This window comes from Simplicispira hankyongi, from assembly GCF_003570885.1.
Classification (GTDB): Bacteria; Pseudomonadota; Gammaproteobacteria; order Burkholderiales; family Burkholderiaceae_C; genus Simplicispira; species Simplicispira hankyongi.
Map to the genome: position 1 here is coordinate 1162741 of NZ_QXJC01000001.1, position 17884 is coordinate 1180624.

16 protein-coding genes are annotated in these 17884 nt (G+C 65.4%); 8 read left to right on the top strand and 8 right to left on the bottom strand.

Annotation, left to right across the window (positions count from 1 at the left end; all coding sequences use genetic code 11):
- The first annotated feature begins 7 nt into the window (after positions 1 to 7).
- The 3 genes from D3F03_RS17390 to D3F03_RS05305 are packed head-to-tail and all read left to right on the top strand — an operon-like array spanning position 8 to position 1178.
- Positions 8 to 508: a Na+/H+ antiporter subunit E gene (locus tag D3F03_RS17390; protein ID WP_281271417.1), complete on the top strand. Its 501-nt coding sequence runs from the start codon at positions 8 to 10 to the stop codon at positions 506 to 508.
- A complete protein-coding gene (locus tag D3F03_RS05300; protein WP_119108245.1) occupies positions 505 to 783 on the top strand; it encodes a K+/H+ antiporter subunit F in 279 nt (92 codons plus the stop codon). The genes D3F03_RS17390 and D3F03_RS05300 overlap by 4 nt, the downstream gene beginning before the upstream one ends.
- Positions 780 to 1178: a monovalent cation/H(+) antiporter subunit G gene (locus D3F03_RS05305; protein WP_119108246.1), complete on the top strand. Its 399-nt coding sequence runs from the start codon at positions 780 to 782 to the stop codon at positions 1176 to 1178. Before D3F03_RS05300 ends, D3F03_RS05305 begins: the two co-directional genes overlap by 4 nt.
- A gap of 50 nt (positions 1179 to 1228) precedes the next feature.
- Here D3F03_RS05305 and D3F03_RS05310 read toward each other — a convergent pair whose 3' ends face one another.
- Both D3F03_RS05310 and D3F03_RS05315 read right to left on the bottom strand, forming a co-directional pair.
- Positions 1229 to 4942, bottom strand: a complete 3714-nt coding sequence (locus D3F03_RS05310) for a hydantoinase B/oxoprolinase family protein (RefSeq protein WP_119108247.1) — start codon at positions 4940 to 4942, stop codon at positions 1229 to 1231.
- Between the two features lie 70 nt (positions 4943 to 5012).
- On the bottom strand, positions 5013 to 5543 hold the full coding sequence (locus tag D3F03_RS05315; RefSeq protein WP_119108248.1) for a winged helix DNA-binding protein: 531 nt from the start codon (positions 5541 to 5543) through the stop codon (positions 5013 to 5015).
- Between the two features lie 174 nt (positions 5544 to 5717).
- On the opposite strand from D3F03_RS05315, the gene D3F03_RS05320 reads away from it, so the two are divergent.
- The 4 genes from D3F03_RS05320 to crcB are packed head-to-tail and all read left to right on the top strand — an operon-like array spanning position 5718 to position 8953.
- On the top strand, positions 5718 to 6701 hold the full coding sequence (locus D3F03_RS05320; RefSeq protein ID WP_119108249.1) for a TRAP transporter substrate-binding protein: 984 nt from the start codon (positions 5718 to 5720) through the stop codon (positions 6699 to 6701).
- 15 nt (positions 6702 to 6716) lie between these two features.
- A complete protein-coding gene (locus D3F03_RS05325) occupies positions 6717 to 7226 on the top strand; it encodes a TRAP transporter small permease (RefSeq protein ID WP_119108250.1) in 510 nt (169 codons plus the stop codon).
- Between the two features lie 13 nt (positions 7227 to 7239).
- Complete coding sequence (locus tag D3F03_RS05330; protein ID WP_119108251.1) at positions 7240 to 8544, top strand: TRAP transporter large permease; 1305 nt, start codon at positions 7240 to 7242, stop codon at positions 8542 to 8544.
- Between the two features lie 31 nt (positions 8545 to 8575).
- The gene (gene crcB, locus D3F03_RS05335) at positions 8576 to 8953 is read left to right on the top strand and encodes a fluoride efflux transporter CrcB (RefSeq protein WP_119108252.1); all 378 of its coding nucleotides are present in this window, start codon (positions 8576 to 8578) and stop codon (positions 8951 to 8953) included.
- Here crcB and D3F03_RS05340 read toward each other — a convergent pair.
- Entirely contained in the window at positions 8950 to 10110 is a 1161-nt protein-coding gene (locus D3F03_RS05340) for a cytochrome P450 (protein ID WP_119108253.1), read from the bottom strand. The two genes, crcB and D3F03_RS05340, sit on opposite strands and share 4 nt — an antisense overlap.
- Positions 10111 to 10249: 139 nt before the next feature.
- Between D3F03_RS05340 and D3F03_RS05345 the strand changes: the two genes are divergently transcribed.
- The gene (locus D3F03_RS05345) at positions 10250 to 11113 is read left to right on the top strand and encodes an LOG family protein (RefSeq protein WP_119108254.1); all 864 of its coding nucleotides are present in this window, start codon (positions 10250 to 10252) and stop codon (positions 11111 to 11113) included.
- Between the two features lie 24 nt (positions 11114 to 11137).
- Here D3F03_RS05345 and D3F03_RS05350 read toward each other — a convergent pair whose 3' ends face one another.
- The 5 genes from D3F03_RS05350 to D3F03_RS05370 form a co-directional block, all read right to left on the bottom strand.
- Positions 11138 to 12082, bottom strand: a complete 945-nt coding sequence (locus D3F03_RS05350; protein ID WP_119108255.1) for a FecR family protein — start codon at positions 12080 to 12082, stop codon at positions 11138 to 11140.
- Between the two features lie 35 nt (positions 12083 to 12117).
- Positions 12118 to 13455: a surface lipoprotein assembly modifier gene (locus tag D3F03_RS05355; RefSeq protein ID WP_119108256.1), complete on the bottom strand. Its 1338-nt coding sequence runs from the start codon at positions 13453 to 13455 to the stop codon at positions 12118 to 12120.
- A 152-nt stretch (positions 13456 to 13607) separates the two neighbouring features.
- On the bottom strand, positions 13608 to 15128 hold the full coding sequence (locus tag D3F03_RS05360; RefSeq protein WP_119108257.1) for a DNA recombination protein RmuC: 1521 nt from the start codon (positions 15126 to 15128) through the stop codon (positions 13608 to 13610).
- A gap of 60 nt (positions 15129 to 15188) precedes the next feature.
- On the bottom strand, positions 15189 to 16205 hold the full coding sequence (locus tag D3F03_RS05365) for a 2-hydroxyacid dehydrogenase (protein ID WP_119108258.1): 1017 nt from the start codon (positions 16203 to 16205) through the stop codon (positions 15189 to 15191).
- A gap of 163 nt (positions 16206 to 16368) precedes the next feature.
- A complete protein-coding gene (locus D3F03_RS05370; RefSeq protein WP_119108592.1) occupies positions 16369 to 17775 on the bottom strand; it encodes a sodium:proton antiporter in 1407 nt (468 codons plus the stop codon).
- Positions 17776 to 17884: the final 109 nt, after the last annotated feature.

Consider the following 17884-nt stretch of genomic DNA (forward strand, 5'->3'; position numbering starts at 1 on the left):
GCGCCTGTTGCCAACCCTATTGCCAGCACTCTTGCCTGCGCCCTTGCTGTCGCTCGCTCTGTGGGGGCTGTGGATGGTCCTGGGCCGCAGCGTCGACGCGGGCCAGGCGCTGATGGGCCTGGTGCTGGGCATCGCGATTCCGCTGCTCACGCGTGGGCTGCGGCCGCTGCCCGTGCGCGTGCGCCACCCGGTCGCCATTGCGCGGCTGGCGCTGCGTGTCGCGGCGGACACCATCGCGTCGAACCTGGACGCGCTGCGTGTGTTCCTCGCACCCGGCCTGCGCCGCCACCCTGCTGGCTTCGCCCACGTGCCACTGGAGTTGCGCGACCCGAACGCACTTGCCGTGCTGGCAGTGATCGTCTGCCTGACGCCCGGCACGGCCTGGGCAGAGCTTTCAAGCGACCACAGCATGCTGCTGCTGCACGTACTGGAGCTGGGCGATGAAGCCCAGTTCGTCGCCCTGGTGAAAGAGCGCTACGAGCGCCCGCTGATGGAGATTTTCGAATGAACCCGGTGCTGTCCTATGCCCTGCCTGCTGCGCTCTTTATTCTGGCGCTGGCCATGGCCTGCTCGCTGGTGCCCGTGCTGCGCGGCCCGACGGCGCAAGACCGGGTGCTGGCGCTCGACTGCCTGGCGCTCAACGCCATGCTGCTGATGCTGGTGCTCGGCATCCACCAAGGCAGCAGCAATTATTTCGAGGCGGCGCTGCTGATTGCCCTGCTCGGCTTTGTCAGCTCCATGTCCATGGCCAAGTTCCTGCTGCGCGGCGAGGTGATTGAATGACGCCGCTGCCGTTGTGGGTGGACATCCTGGTCTCGGTCTTGGTGCTGGCCGGCGCGCTGATTGCGCTGATTGGCTCGTTCAACCTGATGCGCTTGCGCACGTTTTTCGAGCGCGTCCATGCGCCGGCCGTCATCGCCACGCTGGGCTGCTGGTGCGTGGTGGCCGGCACGGTGCTGTACTTCTCGCTGCAAAGCCGCGCCGTGGCGGCAAACGGCCTGCTGATCGCCGTGTTCCTGGCGGTCACGGTGCCGGTGACCAACATTTTCCTCATGCGCACCGGGCTGTTTCGCGCCCGGCTGGCTGGCCAGGACGTACCGCCACCGCTCTCGGGCAGCGGCGAGGGCAGCAAGGCTGCGGCTGCAGTTCGCCCTGCATCCGGGCAAAAGAACTCCTAGATTCATAGCTGCTAGCGCTTACTGGGTAAGCGCTAGAGGCCATTTTTCCTCTATTTTTCTGATTCTCCGAAGCCGCCACCGCCCGGCGTGGTGACTTCAAACACATCGCCTGCCTGCATCTGCGCCTGCCCGATGTGGCCGAGCAGCGCTACCGTTCCATCCGCACGCAGCACGCGGTTGCGGCCCGGTGCGCCGGCGCTGCCGCCAGCCATGCCAAAGGCCGGGTGGATGCGGCCGTTGGAGAGGATGCTGGCGGTCATGGGTTCGAGAAAGCGCACCCGCCGCACGCCGCCATCGCCGCCGCGCCAGCGCCCGGCGCCGCCCGAGCCGCGCTGGATGGCAAAGCTCTCCAGCCGCACCGGAAAGCGGAACTCCAGCACCTCGGGGTCGGTGAGGCGCGAATTGGTCATCTGCGCCTGCACCACGCTGGTCCCCGGGAAGCCGCCGATCAGGCGACCGGCATCGTCAAACTCACCGCCCGCGCCCGTGCCGCCGGCAATGGTTTCGTAGTACTGGTGGCGCTCGCTGCCGAAGGTGAAGTTGTTCATGGTCGGCTGGCTCGACGCCATCACGCCCAGCGCGCCGAACAGCGCGTTGGTGATGCAGGTGGAGGTCTCCACATTGCCAGCGACCACCGAGGCCGGCGGATTCGGGTTGAGCATGCAGCCGGGCGGAATCACCACCTTGATCGGCTTCAAGCACCCGGCGTTGAGCGGAATGTCGTCGTCCACCAGGCAGCGGAACACAAACAGCACCGCCGCCATGCACACCGCCGTGGGTGCGTTGAAGTTGTTGGTCTGCTGCGGCGAGGTGCCGGTGAAGTCCACCACGGCGCTGCGCGAGGCGGCGTCGAGACGAACCGACACGGTGATCTGCGCGCCATTGTCGAGCTGAAGGGTGAAGGCGCCGTCCTGCATGCGCACCGCCAGGCGGGTGATGGCGCGGCGCACCGATTCCTCGGCGTTGTCCTGCACGTGGCCCATGTAGGCCTGCACCACGCCCAATCCGAACTGCTCGGCCATGCGGCGCAGCTCCTGCACGCCCTTTTCGTTGGCGGCAATTTGGGCTTTCAGGTCGGCAAGATTCTGCTGCGGGTTGCGCGACGGGTAGCCACCCGAGGCGAGCAGCGCGAGGATCTCCGCCTCGCGCAGCACACCCGCGTCGACCAGCTTGAAGTTGTCGATCTGCACACCCTCTTCTTCGATACGCGTGGAAAACGGCGGCATCGAGCCCGGCGTGGTGCCGCCCACGTCGGCATGGTGGCCCCGGCTGCCCACGTAAAACGTCGGCTGGCCGCTTTGGTCCAGGTACACCGGTGTGATGACGGTGATGTCGGGCAGGTGCGTGCCGCCGTGGTACGGGTCGTTCAGCACAAACACGTCGCCAGGCCGCATGGCGCCTGCGTTTTCACGAATGACCGTCTTGATGCTCTCACCCATGCTGCCCAGGTGCACCGGCATATGCGGCGCGTTGGCAATGAGCTGGCCCTGGGCGTCGAACAGCGCGCACGAAAAATCAAGCCGTTCCTTGATGTTCACCGAATAGGCCGTGTTCTGCAGTTGCAGCCCCATCTGCTCGGCAATGTTCATGAACAGGTTGTTGAACACCTCCAGCAGCACCGGGTCGACCTGCGTGCCGACGGCATGGCGCGCGGCGCGCGGGACGCGGCGTTGCAGCAGCAGGTTGTCCTGCGCGGTGAGCTGCGCCTCCCAGCCGGGCTCGACGATGGTTGTCGCGTTCTGCTCGGCAATGATGGCCGGGCCAGCCAGGCGGTCGCCAGCGCGCAGGTCACCCCGCACCACCAGTGCGGCCTCGTGCCAGGCGGGGGCGCCATCGACGCCGCCCGTGTACATGCGCGCCGTGGCGCGGCGCGGCACCTCACGCTCGGGGTACAACGGCAGGTCGGGCACAGCGGGGGCAACGCCGGGCAAGATTGCTTCGACGGACACCGCCTCAACCACCAGGCGCTTGCCCTGCATGACAAAAGCGTAGCGCTGGCGGTAGGCCGTTTCAAAGGCCTTGCGCAGCAGATCCACGCGCACGGCTGCATCGTCCGAAGTCTCGGGGGTATGCGGCACGACCAGCGCAGCGTCGCTGCCCTCATAGCGCAAATGCACACGCCGGAGCACACGGACCTTGGCGGGCCGCGACCCAGCGGCACCCTCGGCGGCGGCAACCGCCTGCTGGCTGACCAGCTCCTGGCGTGCCGCTTCGCCGATCTGCGCCAACTGCGCCTCCACCTCGACCAGCACCTCGGCACCCAGCAGGCGCTCAACCGCCTGCTCGCGGATCACGTTCTGGTCGGCCAGGCCCATGCCGTAGGCCGAGAGCACACCCGCCAGTGGATGCACCAGCACCTGCTCCATGCCCAGCGCATCGGCCACCAGGCAGGCGTGCTGGCCGCCAGCGCCACCAAAGCACTGCAGCGTATAGCGCGTGACGTCGTAGCCGCGGGCGACGGAAATCTTCTTGATGGCGTTGGCCATCTGCTGCACGGCAATTTGGATGAACCCGTGCGCCACGTCTTCCGGCTCGCGGCCAGTACCCAAACCCAAGGCGGCAAACTTCTGCGCCACCACATCTGCGTCCAGCGCCTCGTTGGCCGCCGGGCCAAACACCTGCGGAAAGTGCGCTGGCTGGATTTTGCCGACCATGACGTTGGCGTCGGTAACGGCCAGCGGCCCGCCGCGCCGGTAGCTCGCCGGGCCGGGGTTGGCGCCGGCGCTCTCGGGGCCGACACGAAAGCGTGCGCCGTCGAAGCTGAGCAGCGAGCCGCCACCCGCGGCAACGGTGTGGATGCTCATCATCGGCGCGCGCATGCGCACACCAGCCACTTGCGTTTCAAATTCGCGCTCGAAGCTGCCGGCATAGTGGCTCACGTCGGTAGAGGTGCCTCCCATGTCGAAACCGATGACGCGCGTGTGCCCGGCGATTTCCGCCGTGCGCGCCATGCCGACGATGCCGCCCGCCGGGCCCGAGAGGATGGCATCCTTGCCCTGAAAAGCGTTGGCATCGGTCAGCCCGCCAGACGACTGCATGAAGTACAGCGGCACGCCCGGCATCTGCCGTGCCACCTGCGCCACGTAGCGGCGCAGGATGGGCGAGAGGTAGGCGTCCACCACCGTGGTGTCGCCCCGCCCGACGAACTTCATCATCGGGCTGACCTCGTGCGAGGCACTGATCTGCGTAAACCCCAGCTCGCGCGCGATGCGGGCTGCCGCTTGTTCATGCTGCGCGTAGCGGTAGCCGTGCATGAACACGATGGCGCAGCTGCGCAGACCGGCGTCGTACGCCGCCCACAGGCGCTCGCGCAAACTCGCTTCATCGAGCGGCGCCACCACATCGCCATGCGCGCCAATGCGCTCGCTCGCCTCGACCACGCGCTCGTAGAGCAGCTCGGACAGCACGATGTGGCGATCGAACAGGCGCGGGCGGTTCTGGTAGGCAATGCGCAGCGCATCGCGAAAGCCCCGCGTGGTGATGAGCAGGGTCGGTTCGCCCTTGCGTTCGAGCAGCGCGTTGGTGGCCACCGTGGTGCCCATCTTCACGCACTCCACCTGCTCGGGCGTCACCGGCACGCCACTGGCGAGTCCCAGCAACTGGCGGATGCCCGCCACCGCAGCGTCCGGGTACTGCTCGGGGTTTTCCGAGAGCAGCTTGTGCGTGACCAGGCGGCCATCGGGCCGGCGCCCCACCACATCGGTAAAGGTGCCGCCACGGTCAATCCAGAACTGCCAGCGCTGCTTGGGAGTGGGCTCGGTCATGGGATGCTCTCGAATATGTAGCTGCTAGCGCTTATGGGTATTGCGCGAGAGGCCATTTTTGCTTGAAATTTCACAAGGACGCGGCGGCCCGCGCTGCCTGGTCGTACATGCCCGAGAGCACGCGCAGCAGCCGGGCCAGCTCACCGATATCGCGGTTGAGCGACTCGTCGGCATTGAGCGCATTGATCAGGCAGCTCTCGCGGATTTCACGGTAGCGCTTGACGTAGGCGCGGCCCTGTTCGGTGGCGGCATAGGTCACATCCTTGCCGCTCTTGTGCGACGCCACGACGGCCAGCCCCTGGAGCTTTTTGAGCGAGTAGTTGACCAGGTGCGTGTCCTCGACGTTCATGATGAAGCAGATGTCGGCCAGGCGCTTGTCGCGTGCGCGGTGCGTGACGTGGTGCAGCACCAGGACATCGAGCGGCGTCAGCTCCTTGAGACCCGCCGCCGACATGCAGTGCACCACCCAGCGGTGAAACGCATTGCCGGCAACGATGAGGCCAAACTCGAATTCGCTCATCTCGGCGCTGTGCGTCGAGACCAGATGCGCCGACGAGACGATGGGGCCCGACTCGGACTTGGGACGCTTGGCTGCATTCATGCGGAACTCCGGCTGTGCAGCGGCATGGAACGCGGCTGCGCAGCGGATTGTAGGCAGCAGATCACCAATTTGCCGACAATTTGTCGACATTTAGCGTAAACACCTAGCGGCTCGCACGGCGTGCAAGGCTACAGTCATCCGCACTTCCTCAACCCAACCACAGTGGAGCGTCCCATGAAGCGTAGAACCCTTTCCACCGCCGTGCTAGGCCTTGCGCTGGCCGGTGGCCTGGCCTGTGTCCCCGCAGCAGCACAAACCGCCTGGGACCTGGCCGCCGCCTACCCGGCCAGCAACTTCCACACGCAGAACCTGGCCCAGTTCACGGCCGACGTGGACAAGGCCACGGGCGGCGCGTTCAAGATCACGCTGCACGCCAACGCCTCGCTGTTCAAGGCGCCGGAAATCAAGCGCGCGGTACAAGGCGGGCAGGCGCAGATCGGTGAGATCATTTTTGCCAACTTCCAGAACGAATGGCAGATTTTCGGCGCCGATGGCCAGCCCTTCCTGGCCACCAGTTTTGCCGATGCCAGAAAGCTCTACGAAGCGCAAAAACCGCTGCTGGACAAGAAATTCGCCGAGCAGGGCATGATGATGCTGTACTCGGTCCCCTGGCCGCCCCAGGGCCTGTACACCAAGAAACCCATTGAGTCCGCCGCCGACTTGAAGGGCATCAAGTGGCGCGCTTACAGCCCCGCCACCGCACGCATTGCCGAACTGGTCGGCGCCCAGCCCGTGACGGTGCAGGCAGCCGAGTTCTCGCAGGCCCTCGCCACCGGCGTGGTCGAGGCGACCATGACGTCGGGCGCCACTGGCGTGGACAGCAAACTCTACGAGCAGCTCAAGTACTACTATGACCTGCAGGCCTGGTTGCCCAAGAATGCCGTCATCGTGAACAAAAAGGCGTTCGACGGCCTGAGCAAAGGCAACCAGGAAGCCCTGCTGAAAGCCGGCAAGGAGGCCGAAACACGCGGCTGGGCAGCGGCCGAGAAGGTCAACACCGAGACGCTGGCCACGCTCAAGGCGCACGGCATGCAGGTGCTGCCGCCCTCGCCCCAGCTCAAGGCCGACATGGCCAAGGTGGGCGAGACCATGCTCAAGGAATGGCTGGACAAGGCCGGCCCCGACGGCAAGGCGCTGATCGACGCCTACCGCAAGTAAGCCCGCGCCCGACCGATGCGCCGCTTGCTTGATGGCCTCTACACCGGCGCTGCGGCGCTGGCAGCCCTGTGCATGGTCGTGCTCCTGGCATGCGTGCTGCTTTCCATTGCCAGCCGGCAGCTGCATTTCATGGTGCAGGGGCTGGACGCCTACGCCGGCTACCTGATGGCGGCGGCGGGGTTTCTGGCACTGGCACACACCTTGAAGCGCGGCGAGCACATTCGCGTCACGCTGGTGCTCAACCTGCTACAGGGCCGCTGGAAAAAAGGCGCCGAGCTGTGGGCGCTTGGCGCCGCCACACTGCTGGCGCTGCTGTTCGCCTTCTACAGCTGCAAGCTCGCCTGGCAATCGCACGTGTTCAACGACATCTCTACCGGCAACGACGCCACGCCCCTGTGGCTGCCGCAAATTGCCATGGCGCTGGGCACGGTGGTGCTGGCCATCGCCTTTGTCGATGAACTGGTGCTCGAAATCTTGGGCCGGCGCGTGCCGGCGCAAAGCAGCGAAGCGCTGCGCAACGAATAGGCCCCGCGACACCATGAGCGACATTGCCATCACCGGTCTGCTGATCGCCACGCTGTTCCTCATCCTGGGCAGCGGGGTGTGGATCGGGCTCACGCTCTCCGGCGTGGCCTGGATCGGCATGCAGCTGTTTTCGTCCCGTCCCGCGGGTGACGCCATGGCGGTCACGATCTGGGGTTCGTCGTCAAGCTGGACGCTGACCGCGCTGCCACTGTTCATCTGGATGGGCGAAATTCTGTTTCGCACCCGGCTCTCGCAGGACATGTTCAAAGGCCTGGCGCCCTGGGTGCAGGCATTGCCGGGGCGGCTTCTGCACACCAACGTGATCGGCTGCACCATCTTCGCCGCCGTGTCGGGTTCAAGTGCGGCCACCTGCGCGACGATTGGCAAGATGACGCTACCGGAACTCACCCGCCGTGGCTACCCCGAGCACATGGTGGTCGGCACGCTGGCCGGGGCCAGTACCCTGGGGCTTCTCATTCCGCCTTCCATCATCATGATCGTCTACGGCGTGGCGGCGGACGTGTCGATCTCGCAGCTCTTCATTGCCGGGGTACTCCCGGGCATCCTGCTGGCGACGCTGTTTTCGGGCTACATCGCTCTGTGGGCGCTGCGCCACCCGGACCAGATTCCCCAAGCGGACGAGCGCCTGTCGCTTATGCAAAAGCTGTCGGCGTCGCGCAGCCTGATTCCGGTGGTGCTGCTGATTGCCGCGGTGCTGGGCAGCATCTACACCGGCTTTGCCACCGCCACGGAAGCCGCGGCCGTGGGCGTGACCGGAGCGCTCATCCTCTCGTCGCTGCAGGGCTCCATGAGCTGGCAGACCTTCCAGGACGCACTGATGGGCGCCACGCGCCTGTACTGCATGATTGGGCTGATCCTCGCGGGTGCGGCCTTCCTCACGCTGTCCATGGGCTACATCGGCCTGCCGCGCCACCTGGCCGAATGGATTACCTCGCTGGGCTTGAACCAGGCCCAGCTCGTCGCAGCGCTGGCGTTGTTTTACATTGTGCTGGGCTGCTTTCTCGACGGCATCTCCATGGTGGTGCTGACCATGGGGGTGCTGATGCCCACGGTCCAGGCAGCGCACATTGACCCGCTGTGGTTTGGCGTGTTCGTGGTGCTGGTAGTCGAAATGGCGCAGATCACACCACCCGTGGGTTTCAATCTGTTTGTGCTGCAAGGCATGACCGGGCGCCAGCTTCCCTGGATCGCCCGTGTGACGCTGCCCATGTTTTTGCTGATGTGCGTGGCGGTGGCGCTGATTTACGTGTTCCCCGGCATCGTCACCTGGCTGCCCCAGCAGATGAGCGGACATTGACAGGCCGCAGCGCGCGCTACCATTGCGCCCCATGCTGAACGTCTTCTCCATTTGCGCCGGCGCCAGCCTGGGCGCCCTGGCCCGCTGGCGCCTGGGCCTGTGGCTGAGCCCCGGTGGCCTGCTGCCCTGGGGCACGTTGGCGGCCAACCTCATTGGTGGCTACGTCATCGGGCTGGTCGTGGCCGTCTTTCAGATCATGCCCCAGCTCGACCCGACCTGGCGGCTGGCGCTCATCACCGGTTTTCTGGGCGCGCTCACCACGTTTTCAAGTTTTTCGGTGGAAATCGTCGAACTGCTGCAGCAGCAGCGCCTGCTGCTTGCCTTCACCAGCGTGCTGCTGCACCTGGGCGGTTCGCTGCTGCTGACTTGGCTTGGCTTGCAGACGGTGGCGCTGGCACTGCGCGGTTAGACGGGTTTGGCCAGCCGCAGTGGCACACACGCCCAGCCGCTGGCCGGGTGCACGGCAGGCTCAGGCGCCTGACCCGGCACGGGCGCTAGCACCACGCCAAGCGCGAGCAGCTCTTCCAGCAGCACGCGCAACTCCATCCGTGCCAGGGGCGCACCCGGGCAGACGTGGATGCCCGCGCCCCATAGCAGATTCGCCTCTTGCGAGCGCTCAGGGCGGTACTCCAGCGCGTCTTCGAACGCCTGCGGGTCGCGGTTCGCCGCCGTCCAGTGCAGCGTGACGCGTGCGCCCGCTGGCAAATGGCGCCCCCCGATGTCCACCGGGCACGTAGCGACACGCCGATTGGTGGCCAGCGGGCCACGCAGGCGCAGGATTTCCTCCACCGCCGGGGGGATGGTCTCGGGCCGCCCACGCAACTGCGCCTGCACCGGCGCATGCTGCGCCAGCCAGTCGCACAGGATGCCGACCGAGGCGGCAATGGAGCCGATCTCGCCCACCGTCCAGTTGCGCAGGATGCTGGCGATCTCCGCATCCGTCAGAGGCACGCCATTGACCTGCTCACGCATCAGGGAAGCCGTGATGTCGTTTACATCAGCGCCAGGCGCGCGGCGCCGTGCCAGTTGGCGCGTGACGATGGACTGGAACTGAATCGCCAGGTCGGCCAGCAACGTACGTTCCTGTGCCAGCGTGGCGGCATGGTTGGCATGCGTCCACTCGGACAATGCGGCGTAGTCTTCCTCGGTCCAGCCCAGAAAGGCGCACTGCACCTGCACCGCAAAGGGCAACGCGAGCTGCGCGATGCAGTCGAATGCAGCGCCCTGAGGCAAGGCGTCCACCAAACCACGAGCGATCGCTCGGCATTGCGGCTCAAAGGCGGCAACGCGCTCAGGTGAAAAATAGGGCTCGATCGCGCGCCGGTACGCGGTGTGCTGCGGCGGGTCCATGCCATTGGGCACCGCGACATGCTGGGACACCACGCTGCTGAAGGTTGCCGGGTCGTGCAGCACACGCAGCACATCGGCATGTCGCAACAGCGACCAGTGCAGCAAATTGCTATACGCCACAGGGCAATGCTCACGCAAGGCATCGGTGGCGGCCTGGGGATCGCGCTGCACCTCTGCGGCACGCGGATCCCAATCGGGTTCAACAGGGCTGGTCATGGCAGCATTTTCGAGCAATTGCCAAGGCTCTCGGATTGACCCATCTCACGCACGGGCTGAAGCAGGCAAAATCACTATCCGTTTCATAGCTCGCCGCGATTGCCAGCTATGCCTAAACATCGTTTTTCCCAAAAAAATAATGGACGCCACTACCCACCTCAACCAACGCCGCCTTGCCGATGCCCTGGCCGAGTTGCAACCTGACCCGAGCGACGTGGCGGCGCTGGAGCCACACTCCAACCGACTGGCCTTTACCGACCCCGAGTTTTTGTTGCGCCGCGAAACGCGCGGCATTCGCTTCCAGCTCGAAATGCTCAAGCCCGACCTGGGCCAAACCGCACAAGGCATTGAAAACACGGTGGTGGTCTATGGCAGCGCACGTTTTGTCGCCGCCGACGAAGCCGCTGCATTGCTCGCTACCGCCAAGGCCCAGGGTGACGCCGCAGCCCTTGCGCTGGCCGAGCGCGCAGTGCGCAATGCGCGCTACTACGAACTGGCGCGCGAGTTTGCCGGACTCGTCGCCCGGCACAGCAACGCACAGGAGCTGGCCAATCGCCTCTACATCTGCACCGGCGGCGGCCCCGGCATCATGGAAGCGGCCAACCGGGGCGCCCATGAGGCCGGCGCGCTTACCGTCGGACTGAACATTGCGCTGCCCCATGAGCAGAGCGGCAACCGTTTCATTACCCCGACGCTGAGCTACCAGTTCCACTACTTTGCGCTGCGCAAGATGCACTTCATGATGCGCGCCAAGGCACTGGTGGCCTTCCCCGGCGGTTTTGGCACCATGGACGAACTGTTCGAGGTGCTGACCCTGGTGCAAACGGGCAAGGCCAAGCCGGTACCCATCGTGCTGTTCGGCACAGAATTTTGGAACCGGTTTCTGGATTTCGAGGCGCTGGTGGAGGTCGGCACCATCACCGAGGCCGACCTCGATCTGTTTCACCTCACCGACGACCCCCACGACGCGTGGAGCCGAATCCAAGCCTTTTACCAGCTCTGACAATCAAGCGGCAACGCAGCCGCTTCAAGGAATGATTGGAATCGGAGGCCGAAACAGGATCGGGGGAGGCAGCAGCACCGGAGGGGTTCTGATGATCGGGGGCCTCGCCACGCCGCCTGCCCCATTGCCTCCGGGCCTGGTACCCCCGCCAGGCACCGTCCCACCAGGTGTGGTGCCTCCCGGCGTTGTCCCGCCAGGTGTCGTCCCACCGGGCGTTGTACCTCCAGGCGTCGTCCCGCCGGGCGTGGTACCTCCATTGCCAGGCGGAGTGGGCGTTGTCGGAACCACCGGCACAGGCGCAAGGAACACCGCCGCATTGCTGCCATCGCTGCGCACCTGCTCGCCTGCGGCAAACGGCCAGCCTGGCGTGGGCAGGGGAAGCAAGGCCTGCGTATTGGTATAGACCGCAAGCCGGTCGCTGGACAGCACCAGAACCGACTCACCGACCTTCAAGCCGACGCAGCCAGCGTGGGTGCAGACCTCAATCTCATCTTGCTCGCCTCCGACTTCAAGCTGCCCTTGAGGGTTGAAGAAGGCCCGGTAGGCAGAACCCCGAATACCCACCACCGCCGTCGGGGTGGTGAGTTTGTAGTTGGCCGGGTTGCGCTTGCCAATCAGCCCCGTGATCGCGCGCATGCTGCCTCGCAAAAAGCTGACCGCAAAGCTGTCCTGCGCTGGGTCGCCGCTGTCCACGTACCGCGTCACGGTGAATTCGGAATCGGGGTACAGGGACACGAGGCCACCGTCGGTAAACCGAAGCTGGGCACGGCCCGTGGCTCCAGTCAAGACGGTATCCCCATTGTCGAGCGACGCACCACTCGCCAAAGCGGCCAGTGCAGCGCCTCGGCGCATCTGGACGTCGCCCGCAGCAAACTGCACCCGGCCAGCGGCCGCCAGCGCCGACAAGGGAAGCCCTGCGGCAACGACCAGCACCAGGCACAGGCGCGCAATGCAATGTTCAGCTTTCATGACATGTCTCCGTCTGGCTGGCGCACCGGCTCACTTCAGAAATCACGCCGCACCGTGATGGAAAAGACCCGCCGCTGGTACTGGGTGACCGGAATGCTGGAATCGTTTTTCACCAGCGTCCATTGCGGGGTAATGCGCCAGTCCTGCGCCGGCACCCAGGACACACCGAGCGACACGCTCGCTTGCTGGTCGTGCCGTCGCACCGCAAAGAACGGGTCGCTGGCGCCGTAATGGCGCCTCTCCCCACTCAGGGCGGCAAACAGCGCCAGGCTGTGCGTCAGCGGCACCTGCCCACCCAGCTGCCAGCCCGTCAGATGCTGTCCAAGATCCGCGGCCCCAGACGCATCCGGAGATTCCCGCCCTCCATACACGCTGCCATAGGCCAATGCTCCATTGCGAAACACCTGGGAATACGAAACACCGGCAATCGAACGCTGCACACTTCGGATGGACTGGTGGGGGTAGCGCACATCCAGCCATTGCACAAAGCTGCCCCATTGGCGAAAGCCATCGACCCGGTAGATCCACTCGCCCTGCACACCGCCCATGCTGCGCAGGCGCGCGCCATCGAGCAGTTGCGAGCCATACACACCCGAAAGAATGACTTCGTTGCGCTCCCGGCGCCATGCCACACCGGCATTGGCATCGAGCTGGCTGTTGTCATAGGCACGTGCGGCTTGTGTGTGGTTCCGGGTACTGGCTGAGGCCGCCCCCACCAACGACCAGCCGGCATCCAGCACATGGCGCCCACGCACCGCCAGCAGCGCCGAGCCAAAACTGGCGGAGGTCGCCTGCGCCCCGGGAGCGAGGACCCACGCGGGTACCCCAGCCAACGGGGACGCCAGCAGGGCGCTCGCATCCGGCCCCGCATTCGCATTCGAATCGTGGCCCACCGCGAGCTCGGCGTAGCCCTTGATGCTGGAGGCGCCTCGGTAGTCGGCACGGTCGTAGGAGACCAGAAACTGGTCAATATCCAGCGCTGCATCGACCGGAATACCTTGCTCGCGCACAGCCTTGGAGAGGGCCAGCGCCGTGCGCTTGTCGCCTACGGCAAACAGCGCGCGGCCCAACTCCAGCTGGGCGATCACATTGTCTGGCTGCAAGGCCACCACACGCTCCCAGGCCAGAACGGCGCGCGGGTACTGCGCCGCAGCATAGGCGGCACGGCCGAGGGCGGCGTCAAACGCGGGATCTCCAGCGCGTTGCGGTTCCTCTGCAGCGAGCCGCGGAAAGTCCTCTGCGGATACCGTCTGCGTGCCCTCTGGTGTCACGACGGGCAAGTCACCCGCCCGCGCCCCTCCACTGCCACACGCCGCCAGACACACGCACCACACGGCAATCCAGGGGCTCCGATCGAACGCATCGACTGGCATGTCAACCCTCCTGCTCTGTTTGGCGCCCAATCTACTCCCGTTGCCTGCACCTGAGTGGATTGGCAGCACGAAAACGCTACTTCGTGATGAAAATCACTGCCGGGAACGCACAGATTCCTCAGCACGCGCACGCACGCGCGCGCCGCGAACCGCTATTCGGACTCGTCCCGCGCGCGCTCCACCAGTGCTGGCGGCAGCGCTTTGGTGGGCTTGACCCCCAGCTCTCGCAGCATCTCGGCCTGTCGGATGACGTTGCCCTTGTTTTGGCTCAGCTTGTTGTAGGCCTTGGTGTAGGCGTCCTGGGCCTGGCTGAGGTTTTTGCCCACCTTGTCCAGGTCGTCCACGAACCCGGCCAGCCGGTCGTAGAGCTCGGCACCGCGCTGGGCGATTTCCTGGGCGTTGCGGCTTTGCGCCTCCTGGCGCCACAGGTGGGCCACGGTGCGCACGACGAATAGCAAGGTAGAGGGGCTGACCAGCAGCACGTTCTTGTTCCAGGCGTCGCTGTAGAGCTGGCTGTCGCCGGTCACGGCGAGCATGAAGGCGGGCTCGATGGGCACGAACATCAGCACGAAGTCGAGCGACTGCAGCCCGTGCAATTGCTGGTAATTGCGCTCGGCCAGGCCCTTGATGTGCTGGCGCACCGATTCCATGTGGCGGCGCTGGGCGGCGGCGCGCTGCAGGTCGCCCTCGGCATTGGCGAACTCCTCGTACGCAATGAGCGACACCTTGGCATCGACGACCAGGTGGCGGTCTTCCGGCAGGTGGATGACCACGTCGGGCTGGGCCCGCGTACCGTCGTCGCGCAAGTGGTTTTCCTGGACGTCGTATTCGATGCCCGGGCGCAGGCCGGCGAGTTCGAGCACGCGCTCAAGGATCAGCTCGCCCCAGTTGCCCTGGGCCTTGGTCGACCCTTTGAGGGCATGCGTGAGATTTTTTGCGTCCTCGCTCAGTGCCTGGTTCAGGCCCATGAGCTGGTGCACCTGCTGGGCGAGCGCCGAGCGCTGCTTGCCTTCGGTGTCGTAGAACAGCTCCACCTTGCCCTGGAACTCCTGCAGCCGCGTGCGCAGCGGGTCGAGCAACTGGCCCAGGCTCTGCTGGTTCTGCTCGGCAAAGCGCTTGCCTTTCTCTTCCAGGATGTCGTTGGCCAGGCTTTTGAACTGGTGGGCGAGCGCTTCGCGCGCCTCGCTCAAGAGCTGCAGTTTTTCTTCCGATGCCAGGCGCTGTGCCTCCAGTTGCGCAGCCTGGACGGCCAACTGGCTCTGCAGCGCTGACACCTGCTGCCGTGCAGCCTGGGTGTGCCCTGCCTGCTCCTGCGCCTGGGCTTCCAAGGTAGGCACACGCGCGGCGCGCTCGGCCAGCTGCGCGCGTTCGTCGCGGGCAGCGTCCAGCGCTTCGCGCCAGCCGTCGGCCTGCAGGCGCGATTGCTGCAGTTCGGACAGCAGGTTGGCGCGCTCGGCTTCCAGCCCGCGCACGCGCTCTTGCGCGGTGGCGATCTGCGCGTTGGCCGTGCCCTGGACCTCTATCTGCGCCTGGCTGCGCGCTTGCGCTGCGATCTGCTCGTGCAGCAGCGCCGCCGCGCGGCGTGCCCGTGCAGCGCCCCAGAGCCAGCCCAGGCACAGAGCGGCCAGCGCCAGCAGGGCTGCAGCGAGCGCGGTAGTGAAGTCAAAGCGCACGGTAATTACTTCTTTTTTTATAGCTACTAGCGCTTACTGCATAAGCGTTATAAGCCATTTTCAATCATATTTTCGCGGTGCAGGCGTGTTCACCGGCGTGAGCGGCCCGCGCCCATCGAAAAAGGCGATCAGGTTGTCAGCGGCCAGTGTGGCCATGGCGCGCCGCGTAGGCACGGTAGCGCTGGCAATGTGGGGGGTGAGCACAACGTTGGACAGTGCCAGCAGATCGGGGTGCACCCGCGGTTCGCCCTCGAACACGTCCAGTCCGGCGGCGGCGATGCGCTGCTCGCGCAGGGCAACGGCCAGAGCGGCATCGTCCACGATGCCACCGCGGGCGATGTTGACCAGCGTGGCCGTGGGCTTCATCAACGCCAGTTCCGCCGCGCCAATGGCGTGGTGCGACGCTGGCGTGTAGGGCAGCACCAGCAGCACATGGTCGGCCGTGCGCAGCAGTTCCTCTTTGCCGACGTAACGCGCCTTGCAGGCAGCTTCCAGGTCGGGCGCCAGGCGCGAGCGGTTGTGGTAGACCACGTCCATGCCGAAGCCATGCGCGGCGCGGCGGGCAATGCCCTGTCCGATGCGCCCCATGCCGATAATGCCCAGGCGACTGCCGTGCACCTCTGCACCCGCGAACTGGTCGTAGCGCCACTGCTTCCACTGGCCGGCGCGCAGGTAGTGCTCGGCTTCGGTGAGGCGGCGCGCCGTCGCCATGAGCAGGGCAAAGCCAAAATCCGCCGTCGTCTCGGTGAGTACATCGGGCGTGTTGGTGCCCTGCACGCCCGCCGCACCCATGGCATCCACGTCAAAGTTGTTGAAGCCCACCGCCATGTTGGCGACGATGCGCAGCTGCGGACAAGCCGCCAACAGAGCAGCGTCGATGCGTTCGCTGGCCGTGGTCAGCACGCCCTGCTTATCCGCCAGACGGTGCGCCAACTCGGCCGGCGCCAGGATCTGGTCCTCCTGGTTGGCCTCGACATCGAACACGGCACGCAGCCGCTCCAGCACATCGGGGAACACTGCCCGGGCGACGAGGATGCGGGGGCGCACCGCAGCGTGCGTAGGAGTGGTTGGGGTCATGCAAGTACTCCAGTGCACTGTGCACCACCCGCATTGCATGCCACTGGCATGAACCCGCCGAGCGGCAACCGTGCAATGACGCCCCACCGCACGGACTGCGCCCCCCTTCCCGCATCGGACCCGCAATGCAAGGGGGAAGGCGACTCAGGGGGATGGCACATCTTCAGAACCAGATAAAGGTCATCACGATGAACAGCGGCACGAGGATGCCTCCCGACCACAGCATGTAGCCAAAGAAGCTCGGCATCTTCACACCGCGGTCTTCGGCAATGGCCTTCACCATGAGGTTCGGTGCATTGCCGATGTAGCTGTTGGCGCCCATGAACACCGCACCCGCTGAAACGGCCGCGAGCGTCGGAGCCAGCGTGGTCATCAGCGTCGCCGGGTCGCCGCCTGCGGTGTTGAAGAACACCAGGTAGGTGGGTGCGTTGTCGAGAAAGGAACTCAGCGCCCCCGTCGCCCAGAAGTACATGCCTGGCAGCGGCGCTCCATCGGGTCCGGTCACCGCACTGACGATGGCACCAAATGGCCCGTGCACGCCCGCCTTGAGCATGGCGATCACGGGAATGATGGTCAGAAAAATACCGGCAAAGAGCTTGGCTACTTCCTGCATGGGCCCCCAGCCGAACTGGTTGGCATCGTGCACGCGCGCGGGCGTGAGCCAGAGCGAGAGGCCGGTCACGGCCAGCAGCCCAACGTCGCGCACGATGCCGGGCAGGCCAACGTCCGTGCCTGCGATAGTGAAGACCACCGAAGATTTCCAGAAACCGCTCAGCAGCACCAGTCCCACGACAGCGCCCAGAAAGGCAAAGTTGACCTTGCCGTCAAAGCCAATGCCACGTGTGTCGGGCGTGGGGTCGGGGGCTGCAGTTTCGCCGCTCGTGTGGAAAAACCAGCTGTCGAGCGCAAAGAACAGAACCAGCAGCATGCCAACCAGAAACAGCGCCTCCGGGAGGATATGGCTCACTGTCCAAAAGAAATCCACCCCCTTCAAGAATCCCAGGAACAGCGGCGGATCACCCAGCGGCGTCAGCGAGCCTCCGGCGTTCGAGACGATGAAGATGAAGAACACGACCACGTGTGCCTTGTGGGCACGGTTGTCGTTGGCCCGAATCAGCGGGCGAATGAGCAACATCGATGCACCTGTCGTGCCCATGAAGCTCGCCAACACCGCGCCGATCGCCAAAATTGCGGTATTGAGAACAGGGGCTCCGTGCAGATTGCCGCGAATATAAATACCCCCCGCCACAGTAAACAAGGCGGTGAGCAAAATAACGAAGGGCAGGTATTCCGCGAGCAATGCGTGCGCCAGGCTGGCGCCCGCTGCCCCGCCGCCAAACACCAGTGCAAACGGCAGCAGGAACGCCAAGCCCCACGCGGCCGCGACCTTGCCGTAATGGTGGTGCCAGAAAATGGGTGCCAGCAACGGCATCAGCGCAATGGACAGCAGGATACCGGCAAAAGGAACGCCCCACCACAAGGGCAGCGCAGCACCATCGATTTCTGCCGAACGGGCCAGCGCGGGAAGCACCAGCAAGGCCACAGGGACGAGGCTGCGCAGTCGTTTCATGGGGGTGTCTCCGTTGGTTTTATTGCGATCCGGGGTGCGCAGCAGGCACAAATCCGGCCCTGCTGTCGCCCTTGCCAAGTGTAGGCCGCGCCCGTGCACGGACCTGAGG